Here is a 22,033-nt window from a genome sequence, read left to right on the forward strand (position 1 = left end):
GACGCGAGAGCCGGGCCTCCGACCTGCCCACCATCAGCACCGAACGCAAGAACGGTCTGCCGACTCCGTCGGCAGACCGTCACGAAAGTTCGAGGTGAGAGGGCAGAGAAACCACTGGTCGCTGCGCCCTTCAGTGAGCAAGGCAAGAGTGAAGTACCTACGCGCCATGGGCGAACCGCCCGATTGGATCGAGGTACTTGCGTACCTCCATGGGCGTCACAAAGGTGCCCCTTTCGCCTTCCTGGGCGACTCGCCGGGCACGCGTCACTCGACGTGGCGACTGCCCGTCGCCGAACCGGGTTACGGAGTCCAGAAAGATCACTGAATCGGGGGCCTCTTCCAAGGCCGCAGCGAGAGCCACGGGCGAGTGCGTGGTGACGAACGTCTGCCTGCCGTGTCCTCCGGTCAGCGTCTTGAGGTCGCTCACCCTGCCACGCAGCCGCGACAGCAGCGTGGGGACCCTGCTGGGGTGGAGCCCGTTCTCGGGTTCTTCGAACATCAAGATGCCCTCATGGGCAGGGTCATGCGCAGCGGCGAGCAGCGCCAGTACGCGCAGGGTGCCCGCCGATACCGCACTGGGTGACATCCGGTACTCGTGTTTGTGCTGGAGCCAGACGTCCCACTGCCCCCAGTCGGAGTTGGCCTCAACCTTGATGCCGGCCAGCTCCGGGAGCAGCGCGACCGCATCGGCGAGGAAGTCGTACCAGCTCTCCGGATAGCGGGAGATCCGTCCGAGGACAGCTCCGAGGTTCTTGCCGTCCTCTGCAAGGGGAGCTGTGTCGTATGTGGATGACACGACCCGCATCGCCTTGGGAGACGGTTCGATGATCCGCCAGTTCTTGGTGGCCTCTGCCAGCTCGGTGCGATAGGCGGCCTGGCTGACAGGCAATTCGGTGCAATGCAACTCACCGTTGTCGACGCCGAAAGAGGCGCGAGGGAGCGTGTGCCTGATCTCTTCCTCGTACTCGCCACCCCCCCAGTAGTCGTGTGCATTGATGACCAAGACACTCACCCGCAACGGATCAGGCGGATCGGTGTACCGGACCGTGGCTGTCACCCGGAGCCAGCAATAGCCGGACTCGCCGTCCACGACCACGTCGGCCGCGATCCGCATCGTGTCGACCGGCTCGCCGTCCGGCCCGCGCCGGAAGAGATCCTTCGGCCCGCCGCGCCGCGCGTGGTCGACCAGCGTCTGCCCCGTCGGCTCTCTGACGAGGTGTCCCAGCAGATCCACGGCCTCCAGCAAGTTGGACTTGCCCGAGGCATTGGCGCCAACCAGGACGGTGAAGGGCGGTAGGTCGAGGGCGAAGTCTTCAAAGGACTTGAAGCCGTCGATCTCGATGCGGGTGATCATCGCCCAGTCCTCCTACCGGCCAAGGTCGCTGCTCTGCCGTCGTACGCCGTCACAGTATCGGGCCGTCAGCTCTGTGTGCTGCCGCCGCTGCGCACGGCAAGGGGTGTGGCTGCCGGTACCCGCAGTGCTCGGCCCTCCTCCAGGCCGAGTACGAGGGCGAGCCCTCCGGTGGCGTACGGCTCGCTGCGTACGCTGCGTACGGTGCGGACCGTGTGCCAGGCGCCGTGCGCGTGGACGCGCTGGCCGGGTCGCACGGTCAGCGCGGCGGCCGTCGCCTCGGATGTCGGCTCGCTCTCTGGCGCGGGCAGCTGGGCCCACACCGTCTTACCGATGCCGCATGCGCGGCGCGCGGTGCCCCAGCGGTGGGCGAGTACGTCGACGAGCAGCAGCCCGTAGCCGCCCTCGTCACCCGGTGCGGGGTCGCGCCGCTGCGGCTCGGCGGCGTTGGTATCGCTCACCTCCACGCGGAGCGCGGCGTCGTGCTGGTGGCATCAATACAGCTCGGTTCTGAGCGACGCCTACCGGGACCAGATCGAGATTGAGGCCATCTGCTCCAAGGTTCGCAGCTTCCAAGTTCAGACCGTCCCCGGCCTGCTCCAGACCGCGGAGTACGCACGCGCCGTCGCTGTGGCTTCCCGACGCTGGGACACCCCCGAGGAGATCGAGCAGATGGTTCAGGTCCGGATGACCCAGCACGCGCACCAAAGCTCTGTCGCCGACGGAATCGGTAGCACTCATCAAGCGCATAGCAACGAAGGCCAAGCCATGAGAAGCCAGTTTGCCGCCCCGCGCCAGTCCGGCATACCGGCCTGGCGGATCAGCAGCTATAGCGGCGGCAACGGGGACTGCGTCGAGGTCGCGACCAACCTCCCCCACACCGTCCCCGTGCGGGACACAAAACAGCGGCTGGACGCGGACCGGCCCACGCTCGTGTTCGGGTACGAGGCGTGGGCACGGTTTGTCGGTCACATCAAGTAGGGCCCTGACGGAGTCACCGGCGCAGGCGGCGCAGCAGTTGGGCGGTGTGGGCGCGGCGGGAGCGGGCGATGTAGGCGAACACGGCGGCCAGCAGCGTGGTCGTGATCACGGCCTCGGGCGCGTCGAGCACGGTCAGGTTGAAGACGGTGGCGCCGATCATCAGGCCGATGAAGGCCAGCGCCGCGGCGCCGGACAGTATGGGGACCAGCAGGGCGACGGCGCCCAGCACTTCCAGGGAACCGACGGTGTACATGAACCAGTCGCCCCAGCCGATCCTGTCGAACGCTTCGACGGCGGCTCCGGCCCGGAACAGCTTGGGCAGTCCGCTGGCCGCACCGAGGAAGAGGGCGAGCAGCACGGTGAGGACCTTCGCCGTGATCTCGCTGCGTCGGCTGCGGACGCCCTCCCCGACGCCGGGAACGGTCGCGGCGGTGTATACCTCGGACATCGCGGTCTCCTTCAAGAGGGGGTGTGATGCGGCTCTTGCAGGGACAGACCGCCCTCGGCACAGGAACTCATCGATGCGGACCACGTTTCCGCACGTTGGATAATCAAACGCATGGCACTCTCTCCTTCCTCCCTTCGCGCACTCGGTGACGGTCTGCATCTCTGGAAGCCGCCGCAGCGGGGCTGGGGGCTCGCCAACTGTGGGTTGCTGGTGGGGGACGGAGAGGGGCTATGGATCGATACGCCGTACGACCGGCCGCTGGCCGAGGCGTTCCTCGCGGCGTCCCGGGAGGTGCTGGGCGGCAGCGGGGGCGAGATAGCCCGGGTCGTTGTCACGCACGCCAACGGGGACCACTTGTGGGGCGCCGATGTGGTGCCCGACGCCGAGGTGATCGCCACGCGGGAGGCACGGCACCACATCGAGATCGAGCCGAGTCCGCAGCAGCTGCGGGAGTTGATCGAGGGGGCGGGTGCGCAGTCGCCGGTCGGCAGTTACCTCGCCGAACACTTCGGGCACTTTGACTGGTCCCGGACGGAGGTCGTCGCGCCGACGACCGTGTTCGAGGGGGAGCTGGAGCTGACCGTCGGAGGTCACCCCGTCGTGCTGACCAGCCTGCCGTCCGCGCACACCACCGGGGACCTGATCGTTCAGCTGCCCGACCACGGCACCGTGTTCACCGGCGACATCGTCTTCGCCTCGACACCCGAGGAGCCCGGCGACCACGCGGTGCACTGGGCGGGGCCACTGGAGAATGTCATCCAGGCGTGCGAGGGGGTGCTGGCCTGCGGGGCCGAGACCATCGTGCCGGGGCACGGCCCCGTGCTCGGCCCGGCGGGGCTGCGCGCCCACATCGACTACCTCGGAGTGGTGCGAGAGCGGGCGCATGCGCTGCATGCGCGCGGGGTGCCCGCCGTCGAGGCTGCACGCGCGATAGCCGGGGAAGGCCGCTGGCCGGGGCTCGGGCTGCCCGAGCGGCTCGTGGTGACCGTCGGCACCGAGTACCGGCATCTGAACGGTACGGACCCGGAGCCGATAGCCGCAGTCCTGCCCGAGATGGTGGCCTTCGCCAGCCAGCGGCATTCCTTCTGAGCGCACGGGTGGGGCACCGGAACCATCCCATCCGCTGCCCCACCCGCCACGGCTCAGCTCAAAGGGCTCAGCCCTCGACGCCGAGCTTCTCCAGGATCATCTCGCGGGCACGGCCCGCGTCGGCCTGGCCCCTGGTGGCCTTCATGACGGCGCCGACCAGGGCACCGGCGGCCTGGATCTTGCCGCCGCGCACCTTCTCGGCGATGTCCGGGTTCCCGGCGATGGCCTCGTCGACGGCGGTACCCAGCGCGCCCTCGTCCGAGACGACCTTGAGGCCGCGCTTCTCGACCACCTCGTCCGGACCGCCTTCACCGGCCAGCACGCCCTCGATGGTCTGCCGGGCGAGCTTGTCGTTCAGCGAGCCCTCGGCGACCAGTGCGCAGAGCCGGGCGACCTGCTCGGGGGTGATGGGCAGCGCTGTCAGCTCGGCGCCGTCCTCGTTGGCGCGGCGGGCGAGCTCCCCCATCCACCACTTGCGGGCCTGGTCGGCGGGGGCGCCGGCGTCCACGGTGGCGACGATCGGGTCGACGGCGCCCGCGTTGAGCACCGACTGCATCTCGTGCTCGGAGATGCCCCACTCCTCGCGCAGCCGCATCCGCCGCACCCGGGGCAGCTCCGGCAGGGTGCCGCGCAGCTCCTCCACCCACTCGCGGGCGGGTGCGACGGGCACCAGGTCGGGCTCGGGGAAGTAGCGGTAGTCCTCCGCCTCCTCCTTGATCCGGCCGGAGGTGGTGGAGCCGTCCTCCTCGTGGAAGTGCCGGGTCTCCTGGAGGATGGTGCCGCCGGAGGAGAGCACGGCGGCGTGCCGCTGGATCTCGAACCGGGCGGCGCGCTCGACGCTGCGCAGCGAGTTGACGTTCTTCGTCTCGCTGCGGGTGCCGAACTTCTCGGTGCCCTTGGGGCGGAGCGAGAGGTTGACGTCGCAGCGCATCTGGCCCATCTCCATCCGGGCCTCGGAGACGCCGAGCGCCTTGATGAGCTCGCGCAGCTCGGCGACGTACGCCTTGGCGACCTCAGGCGCCCGCTCGCCCGCGCCCTGGATGGGCTTGGTGACGATCTCGATCAGCGGGATGCCGGCCCGGTTGTAGTCCAGCAGCGAGTGCGAGGCGCCGTGGATGCGTCCGGTGGCCCCACCCACGTGGGTGGATTTGCCGGTGTCCTCCTCCATGTGGGCGCGCTCGATCTCCACGCGGAAGACCTCGCCGTCCTCCAGCTGGACGTCCAGATAGCCGTCGAAGGCGATCGGCTCGTCGTACTGGGAGGTCTGGAAGTTCTTCGGCATGTCCGGATAGAAGTAGTTCTTCCGGGCGAAGCGGCACCAGTCGGCGATCCGGCAGTTCAGCGCGAGGCCGATCCGGACGGCGGACTCCACGCCCACCTTGTTGACGACGGGCAGCGCACCGGGCAGTCCCAGGCAGGTCGGGCAGACCTGGCTGTTCGCCTCGGCTCCCAGCTCGGTCGAGCAGCCGCAGAACATCTTGGTCCTGGTGCCGAGCTCGACGTGGACCTCGAGGCCCATGACGGGGTCGTAGGAGGCCAGTGCCTCGTCGTACGACACCAGTTCGGTGACGGTCACGGAAAACGTACCTTTCTCTCCCGCGTCAGTCGTCGAGGATGTCGTCGACGACGTCGAGCCGGCGCAGCTCGCGCACCAGCAGCACGACGCCGGTGACGATGCCGGCCGCGGAGACCGCCACATCGACGAGCTGCAGCATGTCCCCCTCCTTCTTCGCCTCCTTGGCGCGCTTGACGGTGCCGGGGACACCGATCAGCGAGGTGGCGATGGAGAAGTACAGCCCGGTCCTGGACTTCTTGAAACCTTTGGCCTTCTGCAGCTTCGAACTCACAGCGACGGTGCCTCCTCTAGCAGCGGGTGCCCCCAACGTGCCTGGAAGGCGGCCTCCAGGGCCGCACCGACACGGTAGAGCCTGTCATCGGCCATGGCGGGGGCGATGATCTGCAGCCCCACCGGGAGCCCGTCCTCCGGCGCGAGCCCGCACGGGATGGACATGGCGGAGTTGCCCGCCAGGTTGGACGGGAGTGTGCAGACGTCGGCGAGGTACATCGCCATCGGGTCGTCGACGCGTTCGCCGATCGGCCAGGCGGTGGTGGGGGACGTCGGTGAGACCACCACGTCCACCTGCTCGAACGCCTTCTCGAAATCACGGGTGATCAGGGTGCGGACCTTCTGCGCCGAGCCGTAGTAGGCGTCGTAGTAGCCGGAGCTGAGCGCGTAGGTGCCGAGCATGACGCGGCGCTTGACCTCGTCGCCGAAGCCCGCCTCCCGGGTCAGCGCGGTGACCTCCTCCGCCGAGTGGCCGCCGTCGTCGCCGCTGCGCAGGCCGTAGCGCATGGCGTCGAACCGGGCCAGGTTGGAGGAGCACTCGGACGGGGCGATCAGGTAGTAGGCCGCCAGCGCCTTGGTGAACGAGGGGCAGGACAGCTCCACGATCTCCGCACCCAGCTCGCGCAGCAGTTCGACGGATTCGTCGAAGCGCTGCATCACGCCGTCCTGGTAGCCCTCGCCGCGGAACTCCTTGACGACGCCGACGCGCATCCCGCTCGCCGAGCCGTTGCGGGCCGCCGCCACGATGTCCGGGACCGGCTGCGCGATGGAGGTCGAGTCCCGCTCGTCGTGGCCCGCGATGACGCTGTGCAGCAGCGCCGCGTCCAGCACCGTACGGGCGCAGGGACCGCCCTGGTCCAGCGACGAGGAGAAAGCGATCATCCCGTACCGGGAGACCCCGCCGTAGGTGGGCTTGACGCCGACCGTGCCGGTCACGGCGGCGGGCTGACGGATCGAGCCGCCGGTGTCCGTGCCGATGGCCAGCGGCGCCATGTGCGCGGCGAGCGAGGCGGCCGAGCCGCCGCCGGAACCGCCCGGGATCCGGGTGAGGTCCCAGGGGTTGGCGGTCGGGCCGTAGGCACTGCTCTCGGTGGAGGACCCCATGGCGAACTCGTCCATGTTGGTCTTGCCGAGGATGACGACGTCGGCGTCCTTGAGGCGCTTGGTGACCGTCGCGTCGTAGGGCGGGATCCAGCCCTCCAGGATCCTCGACCCCGCGGTGGTCGGCACCCCCTCGGTGGTGAACAGGTCCTTCAGCGCCAGCGGGACGCCGGCCAGCGGCCCCAGCTTCTCGCCGCGCTCCCGCTTCGCGTCGACCTCCCGGGCCCGGGCGAGCGCGCCCTCGCGGTCCACGTACAGGAAGGCGTTGACCTTCTCGTCCACGGCGCCGATCCGGGCCAGATGGGCCTCGGTCGCCTCGACGGCGGTGACCTCACCGCTCGCGATCCGGGCCGCCAGCTCGGCGGCGGTCAGCGTGATCAGTTCCTCTGACATCCCGGTCACTCCTCCCCCAGGATCTGCGGGACCTTGAATCGCTGCTGCTCCTGCGCGGGGGCTCCGGAGAGCGCCTGCTGCGGGGTCAGCGACGGACGGACCTCGTCCGGTCGCATGACGTTGGTGAGCGGGAGCGGGTGGGAGGTCGGTGGTACGGCCTCGTCGGCGACATCGGAGACGGCGGCCACCGCGCCGATGATGTCGTCGAGCTGTCCGGCGAAGTGATCGAGCTCTTCGTCCTTCAGCTCCAGGCGCGCCAGCTTCGCGAGGTGGGCGACCTCCTCGCGCGAGATGCCAGGCATGCAGCGGTCCTCTGGGTGAGTGTCGGATTGTCCGCCCCAATCCTATGGGGCGCCCCCGACTGCCGGGGAACGGCTTTCCCGCTCGGGTGCTCCGGCGGTGGAGGGACGGCCGCTCGTGCGCCGCGGGGCGCGTCGCTGCTGGTCAGAGAGTCAGGAATATGTACCGTTTACCCGAATTGCGTACCTATGAGGCACAGGTCACCATGGAAGCCGTCCCCAACGAAAAAGGAGTGATCGTATGCCTATGGATCGCACCGCCCAGCCCGAGACCGCGGCGCTCGCCGCCGAGGTGGATGGCCTGATGAGCGCCCCCGAGCCGGACGGCGTCTTCCGTGACACCCGGGAGTGCGGTGGTGGGCTGCTCCTCGCCGCGCTGCTGCTGATCTCTCCCCCGACCCCCCGTCCCAAGACGGAGACCAAGTAGGGGGTCGCCTTGACGGAACAGGCACAGGGAGCAGCCGCGTTGCACGCGGTCATCGCTGATGCCGCATCCGGGATCGCCCTCGCCCTCCGCGGCGAGGGCGATCCGTATGCGCTCACCAGGACCCTGCCCCAGGAGGACGCGCTCTCGCCCGCGGCGGTCCGGGTGCTGGGGGCCGATGCCCTCGCCCCGTACGCGCTGGACGGCGGCCGCGGAGCCGACGGTGCGGGGAGCGCGGACGCGGCCCTGGTGCGGCAGGCGCTCACCGCCTTCCCGCCCGGCGACGACCCCACGGCCGTCTCCACCTGGAGCTACCGCGGACTGGTCGAGGCCACCCGCGCACTGCTGCCCGCGCACGCGGCACAGCTGCCGCCCGCGCCCGACCCGGCGGACGGCTGGCTGGACACCGACCCCTGGCCCCGGCTCTCGCACCGGGTCTCCCAGCTCGCCTCGCTCGCCCTGCCCGGACTCGCCGGCGACCTCACCGACCGGCTGTCCGGCCGGACCGAGGACCTGGCGCGCGGGTTCGTGCGCGCGGTGCGCCGCCGCGACTGGCAGCAGGCCGCCGGGCTCGGCAGATGGCTGGCCGGACTGCCGCAGACCCCGCCCTCGCTCGGCCTGGACAGCGGACTGCGGTTCGTGCAGCAGATGAGCGGCGATCCGCGGGCCGCCGTGCATCTCAGCGCCGCGCGGACCTTCTTCGGACGGGGCCGGTGACCACCGCCCGCGCGGCTCCCGCGGAGCCGCGCGCCCACCCCGGCGCGGAACTCCTCGACACCCTGGTCGCCGAGGGCCTGGAGTGGATCGAGCGGCACCGCGCGCACTTCCGGCTGCCGCCGGACGTGGCGACCACCGCCGATCCCAATCTGACCCTCAAACCACTCGGTGAACTCGCCGAGCTCTCGGCCCTGATCGCGCAGCTCCATCCGCTGCCGGAGCTCCGCGACCGGGCGCGCCGGCTGCTCGCGCACGCCTGGCAGGAGGCCCGCGAGGGCGAGCTGTTCGCCGAGCTCGTACGGGGCGAGCCGCAGGCGACCTACCCGGTGGAGCTGTACGGCAGCTTCGCCCGGGCCGGACTGCGCGACGCCGCCGTGGACGAGCTGGTGCGGACCACGACCGGGCTGCGCGGCTGGCAACTGGCCCGCGAGGACCACACCCGCACCCTGGCCGTGCTCAACGCCGAGGCCCGGATCGGGGTGCCGCACCACACGGACTTCGGCGCCGCACTGGCGCACACCTGGCTCGGGCGGCTGCCCGAGCCCTGGTTCCTGGAGTGCCGGACGGCCTACGGACTCACCCACGACGTCTTCCACCTGACCGACTGGGGCCGCGCCCCCTCCCGGCTCTCCCCCGCCGCGGCCGGGTACCTGCGACTGTGGCTCCCGGCATGGCTGGGCAGCTGGCTGGAGGAGCGGCTGTGGGACCTGGCCGGAGAACTCCTCGCCGTCGCCGCCTGCCTGCCCGGCGCCGCGTTCGACGCGGCGGCCTGGCAGCGGCTGGCCGCGGCACGCACCGCCGACGGCGCGCTGCCCGAGCGGGACGACCCACCGCCGCCCGGCACCGGCCCCGCCGAGTGCTTCACCGCCTGCTACCACTCCACGCTCGTGCTGGCGTTCGCCGGCACCCTGGCCCGGACCGCGACCCTGGACAGCGAGGCCCCCGGATGACCACGACCGCCCCCGCACCCGCCCCTCCCGCCCTGCTGCACGGCGTCGGCGACCGCGCGCTGGCCTGGCTCGACGCCAACCGCGACCACTTCCGGCTCACGGAGGCGGACCGGGCGCGCGGCGACGCGCTGATGGAGCGCCTCAAGCCGATCGGCGAGCTGGCCATCAACATGCGGATGCTCTCCCGGGAGGGTGTGGCAGGCGGCCGCCAGCGGGAGCGGGCCACCTCGCTGCTGGACTTCGCCTGGCGGGAGCTGCTGGACGGCGGCAACGTCCTGGCCAGGCTCCAGCAGGACGAGCCCTTCTCCCCGGTGCCGCTGGAGATCTACGCCGTCTTCCACGAACTGGGCCACCGGCACCCCGGGCTGGAGGCCGCGCTGCGCGCCCCGCGCGCCACCCGCGCCTGGCAGGCCCTGGAGATGGTCCCCAACCGGCGGCTCGGCGTCCTGAACGCGGAGCGCCGGATGGGGCTGGATCCGAGCGGCGACTTCACCGAGACCCTCGCGACCACCGTGCTGGGCCGGCAGCCCGAGCCGTGGGCGGTGCAGCTGCACATCGCCTACGACATCACCCACACCGTCTTCCACCTGACCAACTGGGGCGAACAGCCCGAGGGCATCCCCGAGGAGCTGGCCCGCTATCTGGAGCTGTATCTGCCCGCCTGGGCGGCGGACTGGTCCGAACTGGAGCACTGGGACCTGCTGGGCGAACTCTTCATCGTCGACGCCTGCCTGCCACGCGCCGCCCTGGACGGGGCGCTGTGGGAGCGGTACGCGGCGGCGCAGTCGCCGACGGGCGCGATGCCGGTGTGCGGCGGGATGCCGGAGGGTGATCCGTCCGATGTCTTCGACCTGGTGCACCACCCCACGCTGGTGTCCGCGTTCGCCTCCGCGATGGCCACCTCCCGCGCCCTGTCGGGCGGCGGCGCGTGAGCCCGGGCGGCGCCCGGACCGCGCTCGCCGAGCCGCGGGTGAACACCTGCGGCTCCGAGGCCGCGCTCACCGACCGGCTGGCCCGCGAAGTGGCCCGCGTGGACGCACCGGACGTGGTGTTCGGCGTCACCCGGCACGGCCGGCGCACCGTGGTGGCCGGCGGCCGGGCACAGCCGCCGGCCACTCCGCGCGAGGCGCTGCGCTACGAACTGGGCTCGCTCTCCAAGACCTACACCGTGCTGCTGCTGGCGACGCTGGCCGACGAGGGTGTACTGCACCAGGACGATCCGCTCACGGCCCACCTGCCGCCCGCGGTCCGGCCCGTGCACCGCGCGGCCCACCGCATCACGCTGCGCCATCTGGCCACGCACACCTCCGGGCTGCCCCGCGTCCCGCACGCACTCGTCCCGGGCGCGCTGCTGCGGCCGCACAGCAACGGCTACGCCCGCTTCGGCACCGAGCGGCTGCTGCGCAGCTTCGCCGCCACCCGGCCGCGGCATCCGGCGGGCCGCCGGTGGATCTACTCCAACTTCGGGATCGCACTGCTGGGACCCGCCCTCTCCCAGGCGGGTGGCGGCAGCTTCCCCGCGCTGCTGGGCACCCGGGTGCTGCGGCCCCTCGGGCTGACCGGCACCACGCTGGGCCCTGGCCCCGCCGGCGCGGACGCGGTCGGGCACCGGAGGGACGGCCGCACCCCCGTCCCGGCCGCCGACATGGGCGGCTTCGCAGCGGCGGGGGCCGTCCGGGCCACCCCGCACGATCTGCTCGGCTTCCTGGAGGCCCACCTCGACCCCGCTGCCTCCCCGCTGAGCGGGCCGCTGCGCGCGGTGCAGCAACCCCAGTTGCACCGGGGCGGGGAGCGCGGTGAGACCCACACCCTGACCTGGTTCCAGCACCCCGCGCCGGGCGGGCCGCTCCTCTTCCACGCCGGTGCGACTTTCGGGCAGCAGGCGTTCTGCGGCTTCCACCCGGCGTCCGGCACCGGCCTCACCGCCGTGGCAACCCGCCGCTACCGCGGCTGCCGGCTGGTACCGACCGCCTACGACCTGCTGTACGCGCTGGTGGAGGAAGCCGCGGCAGGGTGACCCGGGCCGCGCCGACCGGGGCACCCCGACCGGCGGCGGATCGGCGGCGTACCCGTCGGCTCGTCACGGTGTCCGCAGCCGCCACAGCACGGCGCCCGCAGGGCTTCCGTCACGGAGTGCGCGCGGGCGGCCCGGAGGGGAGGGAGCGGTCCGCCGGAACCTCCCGGGCCCGCAGCCAGGCCGTGGTCTCGCCGGGCGGCATGGCCGCGGCCACCAGCCACCCCTGCACCGCGTCGCAGCCCAGGTCGCGCAGCCGCTCCCAGGTCTCGTCGTCCTCCACGCCCTCGGCGACCACCAGCAGCCCCAGGGAGTGCGCCAGGTCGACGGTGCACCGCACGATCTCCGCGTCCTCGGTGTCCACGGCCAGCCGGGCCACGAACGAGCGGTCGATCTTCAGCTCGCTCACCGGCAGCCGCCGCAGATGCACCAGCGAGGAGTAGCCCGTCCCGAAGTCGTCCAGCGACATCTTCACGCCGTGACCGGTCAGCCCCGCCAGGGTGTCGGCCGCCTGCTGCGGGTCCTCCAGCAGCACATGCTCGGTGATCTCCAACTGGAGTGCCCCGGGGGGCACCCCGTGCCGGGCCAGCCGGGCCGCGACGGCCCCGGCGAACCCGGGCGAGTGCACGTCGCGCGGCGAGACGTTGACCGCCACCGGCACCGTCAGCCCGCCCCTGCGCCAGGTCGCCACCTGGGCGAGCGCGGTCTCCAGTACGTACTCGGTCAGCCGCGGCATCAGGCCCGAGGTCTCGGCGATGGCGATGAACTCGTCCGGGGGGACGCGGCCGCGCTCCGGGTGCACCCAGCGCACCAGCGCCTCCAGCCCGGAGACGGTGCCGTCGAACCCGACCTTGGGCTGGTAGTGCAGTTCGACCTCGCCCGCGTCCAGCGCGCGCCGCAGATCCGCCAGCAGGCCGAGCCGGTCGGGGGTGTTGCCGTCCCGGGTGGCCTCGTAGACCTCCACGGCGGTGCGGTCGCGCTTGGCCTCGTACATCGCCACGTCCGCGCGGCGCAGCAACCCCTCCGCCTCGGTGGCGTGTTCGGGGTAGACGGCGACTCCGGCGCTGGCCTCCAGCACCAGCGTGAGCCCGTCCAGATCGAGCGGGGAGCTGAGCGCGGAGACCAGGCCCCGGGCGATCCGCTGGGCGCTGGTGGTGGAGTCGGCGACGGGCAGCAGGACGGCGAACTCGTCCCCGCCGAGCCGGGCCGCCTCGGCACCGCGCGGCAGGGCGGCACGCAGCCGCTCGGCGATCTGCAACAGCAGCCGGTCGCCGGCGAGATGGCCGAGGGTGTCGTTGACGGAGCGGAAGCGGTCGAGGTCGATGAGGACCAGCGCGGCGCGTTCGGCGGTGCGTTCGGCCTCGTCCAGGGCGGCCCAGGCGCGCTCCAGCAGCCACAGCCGATTCGGCAGGCCGGTCAGCGGGTCGCGCAACTGCTCCTCGGCGCGGGCCCGCGCGATGCGCAGGGTGGAGTCGAGTGCGATGAGCGGGACGGCGAACAGCGGCAGGAGCGGCGACTTGTGCACCGCGACGACGACGATGAGCGGCGCGATGCCCAGCAGCGCGACGGCGATCAGCCCCTGCCGCACCACGGCGGTGCGCAGCGCCGAGGGCAGCCCGCGGGTGCGCGGGGCGAAGCAGAACCACTGCAGTCCCCGGGTGGTCAGCAGATACCCGGCGGCTGCCAGCGGGATCACGGCCCCGGCGGCCGGCGACCAGTCGTCGGGCTGCCACGGGTCCTCGACCGAGGGGTGCACCCCGCACAGGGCGAGGGCGAGCCCTGCGGCGGCGATGCCGAGGATGTCGATGGCGCCGTGCACGAACGCCTGCCGCCAGCGGTGCCGCCGCGCCCCGCCGACCAGCACCACGACCGCGAGGCTGACCAGCAGTGCGGGCACCCAGCCGTACAGCAGCAGGACGGCGAGGGTCAGCGCCGGGCCCGAGCCGGTGCCGCTCCACCAGCGGTCCCGGCTCATGGTGACCAGGTGCGCCACCACACAGCCGGTGAGGACCGCGAACGACCAGCCGGGCGTGCCGTCCGGGAAGAGCATGCCGCCGCGCCACAGCACTCGGGCGGCGCCCGCGGCCAGCGCGAGCGCCGCGGCGGCCACCGCCAGCGCGGGCAGCAGCGGAGGGCGCAGCGCCACGAGCCGCTGGAGCCACGGCACTTCCTCCCCGCCGCCCGCTCCGGCCTCCGGCCCGCTGCCCGCGCCGCGGGCAGGCGCGTCCCGGTTCTCCGTCGCACCCGCCGGCCTGCCCGCCCCGGTGTCTCGCCCCGCCCTGCCCCGGGTGCCGTCCGAGGGCAGGCGGGAGAACGGGGGCCTGGATCCCCCGGAGAAATCCAGCATCCTGGTCCCTCTCGCAGCCGTCCACGCCTGCCCCTCGCCACGACAGACGTCTGTGTCAACAGTAGGCCGCTGTCTGGGAAGAGGGGCAGCGATCGGCCGCTCTTGCCCTGAATGCGTCTACGCGCTGCGTGCCCGGCCGGAGCGCGTCCCGCGGACGGCGGGGGCGGACGGCGGAGTTCCGCGCACGTGAGGGGCGGGGCGGAGGTGGCCGGATGTGGCCTGTGCGTGAACGGCGCGGCAGGGGTGGTGCGTTGGGGAATGCCCCGGACTCACCCCTGGTGGTCCGCTCCGCCGTCAGACGTCCGCTTCCTCCTCCTCCCCAGTCGTCAGCGCCGCCGCACGGGCCGCTTCCGGCCCCTCGGCCAACAGGACGGCGAGCCCGTCGTCGTCCAGAATCGACACCTTCGCCTGCACTGCCTTGTCGTATTTCGAGCCAGGGTTCTCGCCCACGATGACGAAGTCGGTCTTCTTCGAGACCGATCCGGTGACCCTGGCGCCCTGTTCCTGCAGCGCGGCCTTGGCCCCGTCCCGGGTGTAGGAGGCCAGGGTGCCGGTGACGACCGTGGTCAGCCCCGCCAGCGGACGCGGTCCCTCCTCCCCCGCGTCCTCCGCCTCCATCCGGACTCCGGCGGCGCTCCACCGCTCCACGATCTGACGGTGCCAGTCCTCGGCGAACCACGCCTTGAGCGAGGCGGCGATGGTGGGCCCCACGCCCTCGGTGGCGGCCAGCTCCTCCTCCTCGGCCGCGGCGATCCGGTCCAGCGAGCGGAACTCGCGGGCCAGCGCCTCGGCGGCCACCGGGCCGACGTGCCGGATGGAGAGACCGGTGATGATCCGGGCGAGCGGACGCTCCTTGGCCGCCCGGATGTTCTCCAGCATCGCCAGGGTGTTCTTGCGCGGCTCGCCCTGCTTGTTGGCGAACAGGGTGACCGTCTTGTCCTCGCCGGTCGCGGGGTCCCGCTTGGGCAGCCCACTGTCCGGGTCGAGGACATAGGCCACGATGGGCAGCAGGTCCTCCACCGTCAGATCGAAGAGTCCGCCCTCGTCGCGCAGCGGCGGCTGCGCGGGCTCCAGCGGCTGGGTCAGCGCGCTGGCGACCACGTAGCCGAAGTGCTCGATGTCCAGCGCCTTGCGGCCCGCCAGATAGAACAGCCGCTCGCGCAACTGGGCCGGGCAGGAGCGGGCGTTGGGGCAGCGCAGATCGACATCGCCCTCCTTCATGGGCTGGAGCGCCCATCCGCACTCGGGACACTCGGCGGGCATCACGAACTCCCGCTCGGTGCCGTCGCGCAGGTCGGCGACCGGGCCCAGGATCTCGGGGATCACGTCGCCCGCCTTGCGGAGCACGACCGTGTCACCGATGAGCACGCCCTTGGCCTTGACCACGTCCTGGTTGTGCAGCGTGGCGAACTCCACCTCGGAACCGGCCACCGTGATCGGCTCCACCACCGCGTACGGCGTGACCCGGCCGGTGCGGCCCACACCGACGCGGATGTCGACCAGCTTGGTGTTGACCTCCTCGGGCGCGTACTTCCACGCGATGGCCCAGCGCGGCGCGCGCGAGGTGGCCCCCAGCCGCCCCTGGAGGCGGATCTCGTCCAGCTTGACGACGACGCCGTCGATCTCGTGCTCCACCGAGTGCCGGTGTTCGCCGTAGTGGGCGATGAACCGGCGTACGCCCGTCAGCCCGTCCACCACCTCGGCGTGTGCCGAGGTCGGCAGGCCCCATTCGCGCAGCAGGTGGTAGACGTTCGAGAGGCGGGAGAAGTCCTCCTTCGCGAAGCCCTCCAGGGCACCGATCCCGTGCACCACCATGTGCAGCGGGCGGGTGGCCGTCACCCGCGGGTCCTTCTGGCGCAGCGAGCCGGCCGCCGCGTTGCGCGGGTTCGCGAAGGGCTTCTCGCCCGCCTCGACCAGCCGGGCGTTCAGCTCCTCGAAGCGCTCCATGGGGAAGAACACCTCGCCGCGCACCTCGACCAGCTCCGGCAGCCCCTCGCCGGTCAGCCGCTCGGGGATGTCGGAGATCGTCCGCACGTTGGGGGTGATGTCCTCACCCGTGCGGCCGTCGCCGCGGGTCGCCGCGCGGACCAGCCGGCCGTGCTCGTAGGTGAGGTTCACCGCGAGGCCGTCGACTTTCAGCTCGCACAGGAAGTGGTAGTCCACCCCCTCCAGCTCGCGGGCCACGCGGTCGGCCCACTCGCCCAGTTCCTCGTCGTCGAAGGCGTTGTCCAGCGAGAGCATCCGCTCCCGGTGGGCGACCTCCGTGAACTCCGTCTCGTACCGCCCGGAGACCTGCTGGGTCGGGGACTGCGGGGTGCGCAGCGCGGGGTGCTCCTCCTCCAGCGCCTCCAGTCGCCGCAGCAGCCGGTCGAACTCGGCGTCGCTGACGACCGGTGCGTCCTTGACGTAGTACCGGAAGCGGTGCTCCTCGACCTGCTCCGCGAGGCGCTGGTGCTCCTCCCGCTGCTGCGCGGGGACCGTTCCGTCCTCTTCGCCCGCCACCGTGGGTCCTCCCGTCACTGAGGGTTGTCAGCGAGTGCTCGTGCTGCCCGGACGCAGTGGGCGAGCGCCTGCCGCGCGTACGCGGGCGAGGCCCCCGCCAGCCCGCAGGTGGGGGTGACCACGACGGACTCGGCCAGCAGCCCCGGGGACAGCCCGAGCCTGCGCCACAACGACCTGACACCCCCGACGCTACCGGCAGGGTCTGACAATGCCCCGCCGTCCGGCTCGGTGGACGGTACGACACCCGCGAAGAGCCGCAGTCCGCCCTCCACGGCCGCGCCGACCCTCTCGTCGTCACGCTCGGTGAGCAGCGAGAGGTCCAGTGAGACGGCGTCCGCACCCGCCCGGTGCAACAGCCCGAGCGGCACACCCGGCGCGCACGAGTGCACGACCGTGGGGCCGTCGTGCACCGCGAGCAGCTCGCGGAGCACCCCTTCGACCACCGCCCGGTCCACGGCCGGGTGGGTGCGGTACCCGCTGGCCGTGCGCACGCTGCCGCGCAGCACGGCGGTGAGGGAGGGCTCGTCCAGCTGCAGCACGGGCACGGCACCCGGCACCCGGCGCCGCACGTCCGCCAGATGCGCCGCCAGCCCCTCGGCCAGCGAGGCGGCCAGGTCCCGGACGGCTCCGCTGTCGCCCAGCATGGCCTCGCCGTTGCGCCGCTCCAGTCCGGCGGCGAGCGTCCACGGCCCGACGGCCGAGACCTTCAGCCCTCGTGGCGCTTCCCCTTCGCCGTACCCCTGGGTGAACTCCTCCAGCGCGTCGAGGTCTTCGCCCAGCCAGGCGCGGGCCCGGCGGGTGTCCCGGCCCGGCCGGTCGCTGATCCGCCAGCCGCTGGGCTCCAGGTGGACGTACATCTCGGCCAGCAGGCCCGCGGTACGGCCCAGCATGTCGGCGCCCGGCCCCCTGGCCGGCAGCTCCGGCAGGTGCGGCAGGTGCTGCGGTGCCTCGAACGCGCCGGTGACCGTCCTGGCCGCCTCGCGGACGTCCGTGCCGGGCATGGACCCGATGCCGCCGGCTGCCGCGGGACCCCAGGGGAGGGCGCCGCCGCCGGTCTGTGTGCTCTCGCTCACCGGGTCAGCCTCCGGGCTTCACGGACAGGTCCGTGATCTCCGCGCCCCTGGGCAGGTCCAGGGCCGTCAGGATGCTGGTGGCCACGGCCTCCGCGGGGATCCAGCGCTCGGGGTCGTACTCCTTGCCCTCCTGGCGGTGCACCTTCTCCTGCATGGGGGTGGCGGTGCGCCCGGGATAGACGGAGCTGACGCGCACCCCGTTGGCGCTCTCCTCGCCGCGCAGCGCGTCCGCCAGCGCCTTGAGGCCGTGCTTGCTCGCCGCGTAGGCGCCCCACTCGGGGTTGGCCCGCAGGCCGGCGCCGGAGTTGACGAAGACGACGTGGCCGCGGGAGCGGCGGAGCTGCGGCAGCAGCAGCCGGGTCAGCTCGGCGGGCGCCGTCAGGTTGGCGGCGAGCGTGGCCTGCCACAGCTTGGGGGTGCTCTCGCCGACGGTCCCCAGTTCGACGACCCCGGCGACGTGCAGCAGCGAGTCGACCTCCTCGGGAAGCGCCTGGTGCTCGAACGCCCAGGAGAGGCGGCCCGGTTCGGCCAGGTCGCCGACCAGGGTGTGGGCGCCCTCGAACCGGGCGGCCAGTTCCTTGGCCCGGCCCGCGTTCCGGGCGAGCAGGTAGAGGGTGTCGCCGCGGTCCAGGAGGCGGCCGGCCACCTCGGCGCCGATCCCGGAGCCCGCGCCTGTGATCACATGTGTTGCCATGCCCCCATGATCCCGCACCCCGGTGGTCCGGCCGCGGGGCGGCTCACCGGAGCGGCGGGCGGCCGGGGCCCGGGAGCAGGCCCGGGGCGGCGCGCCCTCAGGCCGCGAAGATCGACTCCAGTTTGTCGTACTCCTCCAGACAGCGCCCGGTGCCCAGGGCCACGCACCCCAGCGGTTCGTCGGCGATGGTCACCGGCATCCCGGTCTCCTTGATCAGCCGCTCGTCGAGGCCGTGCAGCAGGGCGCCGCCGCCGGTCAGGACGAGGCCGCGCTCCATGATGTCGCCGTACAGCTCCGGCGGGCACTCCTCGAACGCCGCCTGGACGGCGGCCACGATGGAGCGCACCGGCCGCTCGACGGCCTCGACGATCTCCCCGGGCGAGAGTTGGACCACCTTGGGCATCCCGGTGTGCTTGTCGCGCCCGCGCACCGGGACGAACTCGCCGCTGCCGAGGGACATCTTGATCTCCTCGGAGGTCCGCTCGCCGACGGCGATGGTGTACTCCCGTTCGATCCAGGAGGCGATGGCCGCGTCCAGCGCGTCGCCCGCGACCCGGGCCGACCGGGAGACGACCATCCCGCCCAGCGAGATGATGGCGATCTCCGTGCTGCCGCCGCCGATGTCCACGACCATCGAGCCGCGCGCCTCGTGCACCGGCAGCCCGGCGCCGATCGCTGCAGCTATGGGTTCCTCGATCAGCCGCACGGACCGGGCGCCGGCGCGGCTTGCGGTCTGCAGCACGGCACGCCGCTCGACCCCGGTGACCCCACTGGGTACACACACCACGACCCGGGGCGACCTGCCGCGGCCCCGGCCGTCGCGGGCGGCGCGGATGAAGTACCGCAGCATTCCCTCCGTCGCCTCGAAATCGGTGATCACTCCGCCCTTGAGCGGGCGGGTCGCGGTGATCGATCCGGGAGTTCGTCCGACGGCCTGGCGCGCCTGGGCGCCGACCGCCAGCACTTTTCCGGTGCGGGTGTCGATCGCGACGACGGAGGGCTCGTCGAGTACCACTCCGCGCCCGCGTTCGTACACCAGCGTGTTGGCCGTGCCGAGGTCTATACCGATGTCCCGGCCACGGAACGAGGAGGAGGCGGAGGAGAGGGCGGAGGAAGTGCGTTTGGCCATGAGTGCTCACAAGCTCGGTGCGGTGTTGTACGAGGATGCCACGAGTCGTCTGAATTGTGGTGCTGCCAGCCGCAGCATACCCAACTGTCCTGTTTGCTGCGGCAGGTGGGCCCCACCGGCCCGCCGAAAATCTGGAATCGGAAAGATGCTGGTCGGAGCGCGTTTTCCGGACAATCGCACGCATGCATCAGCCAGTTGGTGGCATAGATCTCCGGGGGTTGGATAGCTATGCACCGGAGACCACGCGCGGTTCACCGAGCCCGAAGCCTGGTGCGTCCTCGGGGACCGCGCCTTGGGCCACCGTCTCTACCACTGGAGGTTTCGTCATTTCCGCGCGACCGGCTCAGGAATTCGGAGACAACCCCGTCGAGGTCCGGGAAACCGGACACTATACAGAGGAATACGTCCCCAGCTTCGTGGAGAAGTGGGATTCTCTCATAGATTGGGAGAAGCGAGCGGAGAGCGAGGGAAATTTCTTCATCGACCTGCTGCGAAAGCGAGGAGTGCGGAGCGTCCTCGACGTCGCGACAGGGACCGGGTTTCACTCGGTGCGGCTGTTGGAAGCCGGATTCGAAACCGTGAGCGCGGACGGAAGTGCCGACATGCTCGCGATGGCGTTCGAAAACGGAATGAAGCACGGCGACCATATCCTGCGGGTCGTCCAGGCCGACTGGCGCTGGCTCAACCGGGACGTTCACGGTGAGTACGACGCCATCGTGTGCCTCGGCAACTCCTTCACGCATCTCTTCTCGGAACGCGACCGGCGGAAGGCGCTGGCCGAGTTCTACGCGATGCTGAAGCACGACGGAATCCTCATCCTGGATCAGCGCAACTACGACGCGATTCTGGACCGCGGGTACTCCAGCAAGCACACGTACTACTACTGCGGCGAGGACGTCGCGGTCGAGCCGGAATACATGGACGAGGGGCTGTGCCGCATGCGGTACCGCTTCGCCGGCGGCGCCGACTACCACCTCAACATGTTCCCGCTCCGCAAGGACTACACGCGGCGCCTCATGTCGGACGTCGGATTCCAGCGCATCGAGACGTACGGCGACTTCCAGCACACCTACCGGGACGAGCAGCCCGACTTCTTCGTGCATGTCGCAGAGAAGGAATATCACCCGGAAGATGAGGGAGAAGGCACTTACGGCGGCGCCGTGGGTACTGCGCGGAGTTATTACAACTCCCCCGACGCGGACACCTTCTATTCCTCCGTGTGGGGTGGCGAGGATATTCACGTCGGCATCTACTCGGATGCCGAGCAGCCCATCGCGGAGGCCAGTCGGCACACCGTCGAGCGCATGGCCTCCGGGCTCGGGCTCGACCGGGATTCCCGCGTCCTCGACCTCGGCTCCGGCTTCGGGGGCTCGGCCCGCTACCTCGCCGAGACCTTCGGCTGCGCGGTCCAGGCGCTCAACCTCAGCGAGGTGGAGAACCAGCGGCACAAGGAGCTGAACGCGATCCGCGGCCTCACCGACCGGATCGAGGTGGTGGACGGCTCCTTCGAGAGCGTGCCGTTCCCCGACTCCAGCGTGGACGTGGTCTGGTCGCAGGACGCGTTCCTGCACAGCGGGGACCGACTGCGGGTGCTGGAGGAGGTCCGCCGGGTCCTGAAGCCGGGCGGGCAGCTGGTCTTCACCGACCCGATGGCCGCCGACGACACCGACTTCAGCGCCATCCAGCCCATCCTGGACCGCATCCACCTCGACGACATGGGGTCCCCCGGCTTCTACAAGCGGGAGCTCACCCGGCTCGGCTTCACCCCGACCGAGCACGAGGACTCGGACGCAGGGTTCGAGGACCTGCGGGAGCAACTCGTGCGGCACTACGGTCGGGTGCTGCAGGAGACCGAGCGGCAGGAGGCCGACGGGCTCGCCTCGAAGATCAGCAGCGACTACCTGAGCCAGATGAAGAAGGGGCTCGCGCACTGGGTCGAAGGCGGCGAGAAGCGCCGTCTGACCTGGGGCATCTTCCGCTTCACCCTGACGAAGGGCTGAGCGGCGGCGCCACCTCGGCGCAGCGGTGACCCGCATCGCGCACGGCCGCCCGCCCTCCCCGGTCCGCACCGGGGAGGGCGGGCGCGTCCCTGCGGATCAGTACCCCGTCCCGGGATCGGGCGCGGGCTGCCACTCGCGGGGCCGGACCTCCGAACCCCGGCTGTCGCGGGGCACCGGCTCGGGCCGGACCGTCACCGAGTCCCGGAACCCACCCTCCGGGGGGATCATCCGGATCGACGGCCGGAGTTCGCCGTACCGCTCGCCCTCCTCGGGCTTCGGAGTGACCGGCACGCTGCCGTGCATGGGGTTGCCCGAGATGTCGCCGTCCCCGCCGCCGGAGCGCCGGGCGTCCTCCGCGTCGTACCAGCCCGGTCCGCTGCCGTCGGAAGCCGACTCCTGCTGCCAGCTCACCGTCAGCAGGCCCCCGGTCGCCACGAGCACCGCCCAGGTCCCGGTCAGCCAGGCCCAGCGCCGCCGCTGCCGTGCGTCCAACTCCGCTCCCCCACCCCTGAATCAGCCCTGTGTCAGCCCTGCATCGGTCTGTCGCCCCCGAGCGCCGCACCGCGTACGCCCGGGCGTGCCACAGCGTACGCACTCCGTCACCCGGCCCGCAGCCCGCCGCCGAACCCCGTCCGGCAGTCGGCGCCCGCCTCCCTCCCGGCCCCGGGCGGCCGG

Annotated in this window: 21 protein-coding genes and 1 pseudogene; 9 read left to right on the top strand and 13 right to left on the bottom strand. The window is 71.9% G+C overall.

The genetic code is table 11. The features are described from left to right. Positions 1-157: 157 nt before the first annotated feature. Both ACFYNS_RS09445 and ACFYNS_RS09450 read right to left on the bottom strand, forming a co-directional pair. Complete coding sequence (locus ACFYNS_RS09445) at positions 158-1,354, bottom strand: AAA family ATPase (RefSeq protein WP_360295435.1); 1,197 nt, start codon at positions 1,352-1,354, stop codon at positions 158-160. Between the two features lie 65 nt (positions 1,355-1,419). Beyond that, the gene (locus ACFYNS_RS09450; protein WP_360295432.1) at positions 1,420-1,812 is read right to left on the bottom strand and encodes a hypothetical protein; all 393 of its coding nucleotides are present in this window, start codon (positions 1,810-1,812) and stop codon (positions 1,420-1,422) included. Here ACFYNS_RS09450 and ACFYNS_RS09455 point away from each other — a divergent pair. Both ACFYNS_RS09455 and ACFYNS_RS09460 read left to right on the top strand, forming a co-directional pair. Beyond that, positions 1,799-2,035, top strand: a pseudogene (locus tag ACFYNS_RS09455) (Scr1 family TA system antitoxin-like transcriptional regulator); the annotation flags it as partial. The gene ACFYNS_RS09450 and the pseudogene ACFYNS_RS09455 sit on opposite strands and share 14 nt — an antisense overlap. 84 nt (positions 2,036-2,119) lie before the next feature. Then, complete coding sequence (locus ACFYNS_RS09460) at positions 2,120-2,332, top strand: DUF397 domain-containing protein (RefSeq protein WP_360295469.1); 213 nt, start codon at positions 2,120-2,122, stop codon at positions 2,330-2,332. A 13-nt stretch (positions 2,333-2,345) separates the two neighbouring features. Here the strand turns inward: ACFYNS_RS09460 and ACFYNS_RS09465 are convergent, their stop codons facing one another. After that, positions 2,346-2,780, bottom strand: coding sequence for a DoxX family protein (locus ACFYNS_RS09465; protein ID WP_360295429.1), 435 nt, complete (start codon positions 2,778-2,780; stop codon positions 2,346-2,348). A 111-nt stretch (positions 2,781-2,891) separates the two neighbouring features. Here ACFYNS_RS09465 and ACFYNS_RS09470 point away from each other — a divergent pair, with 111 nt between their 5' ends. Further along, positions 2,892-3,869, top strand: a complete 978-nt coding sequence (locus ACFYNS_RS09470; protein ID WP_360295426.1) for an MBL fold metallo-hydrolase — start codon at positions 2,892-2,894, stop codon at positions 3,867-3,869. Positions 3,870-3,936: 67 nt separating this feature from the next. Here the strand turns inward: ACFYNS_RS09470 and gatB are convergent, their stop codons facing one another. Genes gatB through gatC form a run of 4 tightly spaced genes read right to left on the bottom strand, consistent with a single transcriptional unit; the run spans position 3,937 to position 7,511 of the window. Beyond that, positions 3,937-5,445, bottom strand: a complete 1,509-nt coding sequence (gene gatB / locus ACFYNS_RS09475) for an Asp-tRNA(Asn)/Glu-tRNA(Gln) amidotransferase subunit GatB (RefSeq protein WP_360295424.1) — start codon at positions 5,443-5,445, stop codon at positions 3,937-3,939. Positions 5,446-5,470: 25 nt separating this feature from the next. Beyond that, positions 5,471-5,716 carry a hypothetical protein gene (locus tag ACFYNS_RS09480; RefSeq protein ID WP_019355980.1) on the bottom strand — a complete coding sequence of 82 codons (246 nt, stop codon included), beginning with the start codon at positions 5,714-5,716 and terminating at the stop codon, positions 5,471-5,473. Continuing rightward, positions 5,713-7,209, bottom strand: coding sequence for an Asp-tRNA(Asn)/Glu-tRNA(Gln) amidotransferase subunit GatA (gene gatA / locus ACFYNS_RS09485; RefSeq protein ID WP_360295421.1), 1,497 nt, complete (start codon positions 7,207-7,209; stop codon positions 5,713-5,715). The genes ACFYNS_RS09480 and gatA overlap by 4 nt, the downstream gene beginning before the upstream one ends. 5 nt (positions 7,210-7,214) lie before the next feature. Next, positions 7,215-7,511: an Asp-tRNA(Asn)/Glu-tRNA(Gln) amidotransferase subunit GatC gene (gene gatC, locus ACFYNS_RS09490; RefSeq protein ID WP_019355978.1), complete on the bottom strand. Its 297-nt coding sequence runs from the start codon at positions 7,509-7,511 to the stop codon at positions 7,215-7,217. 238 nt (positions 7,512-7,749) lie between these two features. On the opposite strand from gatC, the gene ACFYNS_RS09495 reads away from it, so the two are divergent. Genes ACFYNS_RS09495 through ACFYNS_RS09515 form a run of 5 tightly spaced genes read left to right on the top strand, consistent with a single transcriptional unit; the run spans position 7,750 to position 11,616 of the window. After that, complete coding sequence (locus ACFYNS_RS09495; protein WP_360295418.1) at positions 7,750-7,935, top strand: hypothetical protein; 186 nt, start codon at positions 7,750-7,752, stop codon at positions 7,933-7,935. A gap of 9 nt (positions 7,936-7,944) precedes the next feature. Continuing rightward, positions 7,945-8,649 (top strand): hypothetical protein, encoded by a 705-nt coding sequence (locus tag ACFYNS_RS09500; protein WP_360295416.1) that lies wholly within the window; start codon positions 7,945-7,947, stop codon positions 8,647-8,649. Further along, a complete protein-coding gene (locus tag ACFYNS_RS09505) occupies positions 8,646-9,599 on the top strand; it encodes a DUF6895 family protein (RefSeq protein WP_360295413.1) in 954 nt (317 codons plus the stop codon). Before ACFYNS_RS09500 ends, ACFYNS_RS09505 begins: the two co-directional genes overlap by 4 nt. Beyond that, complete coding sequence (locus ACFYNS_RS09510) at positions 9,596-10,531, top strand: DUF6895 family protein (RefSeq protein WP_388601865.1); 936 nt, start codon at positions 9,596-9,598, stop codon at positions 10,529-10,531. The genes ACFYNS_RS09505 and ACFYNS_RS09510 overlap by 4 nt, the downstream gene beginning before the upstream one ends. Next, entirely contained in the window at positions 10,528-11,616 is a 1,089-nt protein-coding gene (locus tag ACFYNS_RS09515) for a serine hydrolase domain-containing protein (protein ID WP_388601867.1), read from the top strand. Before ACFYNS_RS09510 ends, ACFYNS_RS09515 begins: the two co-directional genes overlap by 4 nt. Before the next feature lie 109 nt (positions 11,617-11,725). Here the strand turns inward: ACFYNS_RS09515 and ACFYNS_RS09520 are convergent, their stop codons facing one another. The 5 genes from ACFYNS_RS09520 to ACFYNS_RS09540 all read right to left on the bottom strand — a co-directional run bounded on the left by ACFYNS_RS09520 (position 11,726) and on the right by ACFYNS_RS09540 (position 19,358). Beyond that, complete coding sequence (locus ACFYNS_RS09520) at positions 11,726-13,960, bottom strand: bifunctional diguanylate cyclase/phosphodiesterase (protein ID WP_360291864.1); 2,235 nt, start codon at positions 13,958-13,960, stop codon at positions 11,726-11,728. Between the two features lie 294 nt (positions 13,961-14,254). Then, positions 14,255-16,462: an NAD-dependent DNA ligase LigA gene (gene ligA, locus ACFYNS_RS09525; protein WP_388601870.1), complete on the bottom strand. Its 2,208-nt coding sequence runs from the start codon at positions 16,460-16,462 to the stop codon at positions 14,255-14,257. A 14-nt stretch (positions 16,463-16,476) separates the two neighbouring features. Beyond that, entirely contained in the window at positions 16,477-17,463 is a 987-nt protein-coding gene (locus tag ACFYNS_RS09530; RefSeq protein ID WP_388602097.1) for a methionine synthase, read from the bottom strand. 76 nt (positions 17,464-17,539) lie between these two features. After that, on the bottom strand, positions 17,540-18,229 hold the full coding sequence (locus tag ACFYNS_RS09535) for an SDR family oxidoreductase (protein WP_360291869.1): 690 nt from the start codon (positions 18,227-18,229) through the stop codon (positions 17,540-17,542). 97 nt (positions 18,230-18,326) lie between these two features. Further along, the gene (locus tag ACFYNS_RS09540) at positions 18,327-19,358 is read right to left on the bottom strand and encodes a rod shape-determining protein (protein WP_360291872.1); all 1,032 of its coding nucleotides are present in this window, start codon (positions 19,356-19,358) and stop codon (positions 18,327-18,329) included. A 488-nt stretch (positions 19,359-19,846) separates the two neighbouring features. Between ACFYNS_RS09540 and ACFYNS_RS09545 the strand changes: the two genes are divergently transcribed. Continuing rightward, positions 19,847-21,358 carry a methyltransferase domain-containing protein gene (locus tag ACFYNS_RS09545; protein ID WP_360291941.1) on the top strand — a complete coding sequence of 504 codons (1,512 nt, stop codon included), beginning with the start codon at positions 19,847-19,849 and terminating at the stop codon, positions 21,356-21,358. Positions 21,359-21,454: 96 nt separating this feature from the next. Here ACFYNS_RS09545 and ACFYNS_RS09550 read toward each other — a convergent pair whose 3' ends face one another. Continuing rightward, on the bottom strand, positions 21,455-21,850 hold the full coding sequence (locus tag ACFYNS_RS09550) for a hypothetical protein (RefSeq protein ID WP_360291874.1): 396 nt from the start codon (positions 21,848-21,850) through the stop codon (positions 21,455-21,457). Positions 21,851-22,033: the final 183 nt, after the last annotated feature.

Origin of the sequence: Streptomyces sp. NPDC006925 (assembly GCF_042869575.1) — a bacterium.
GTDB lineage: Bacteria > Actinomycetota > Actinomycetes > Streptomycetales > Streptomycetaceae > Streptomyces.

Bases quoted from the DNA above. Each gene is read 5' to 3' on its own strand.
- ACFYNS_RS09445 (WP_360295435.1), bottom strand. From the start codon at position 1,354: ATGATCACCCGCATCGAGATCGACGGCTTCAAGTCCTTTGAAGACTTC.
- ACFYNS_RS09460 (WP_360295469.1), top strand. From the start codon at position 2,120: ATGAGAAGCCAGTTTGCCGCCCCGCGCCAGTCCGGCATACCGGCCTGG.
- ACFYNS_RS09465 (WP_360295429.1), bottom strand. From the start codon at position 2,780: ATGTCCGAGGTATACACCGCCGCGACCGTTCCCGGCGTCGGGGAGGGC.
- ACFYNS_RS09470 (WP_360295426.1), top strand. From the start codon at position 2,892: ATGGCACTCTCTCCTTCCTCCCTTCGCGCACTCGGTGACGGTCTGCAT.
- gatA (WP_360295421.1), bottom strand. From the start codon at position 7,209: ATGTCAGAGGAACTGATCACGCTGACCGCCGCCGAGCTGGCGGCCCGG.
- gatC (WP_019355978.1), bottom strand. From the start codon at position 7,511: ATGCCTGGCATCTCGCGCGAGGAGGTCGCCCACCTCGCGAAGCTGGCG.
- ACFYNS_RS09495 (WP_360295418.1), top strand. From the start codon at position 7,750: ATGCCTATGGATCGCACCGCCCAGCCCGAGACCGCGGCGCTCGCCGCC.
- ACFYNS_RS09510 (WP_388601865.1), top strand. From the start codon at position 9,596: ATGACCACGACCGCCCCCGCACCCGCCCCTCCCGCCCTGCTGCACGGC.
- ACFYNS_RS09520 (WP_360291864.1), bottom strand. From the start codon at position 13,960: ATGCTGGATTTCTCCGGGGGATCCAGGCCCCCGTTCTCCCGCCTGCCC.
- ACFYNS_RS09530 (WP_388602097.1), bottom strand. From the start codon at position 17,463: ATGCCCGGCACGGACGTCCGCGAGGCGGCCAGGACGGTCACCGGCGCG.
- ACFYNS_RS09535 (WP_360291869.1), bottom strand. From the start codon at position 18,229: ATGGCAACACATGTGATCACAGGCGCGGGCTCCGGGATCGGCGCCGAG.
- ACFYNS_RS09540 (WP_360291872.1), bottom strand. From the start codon at position 19,358: ATGGCCAAACGCACTTCCTCCGCCCTCTCCTCCGCCTCCTCCTCGTTC.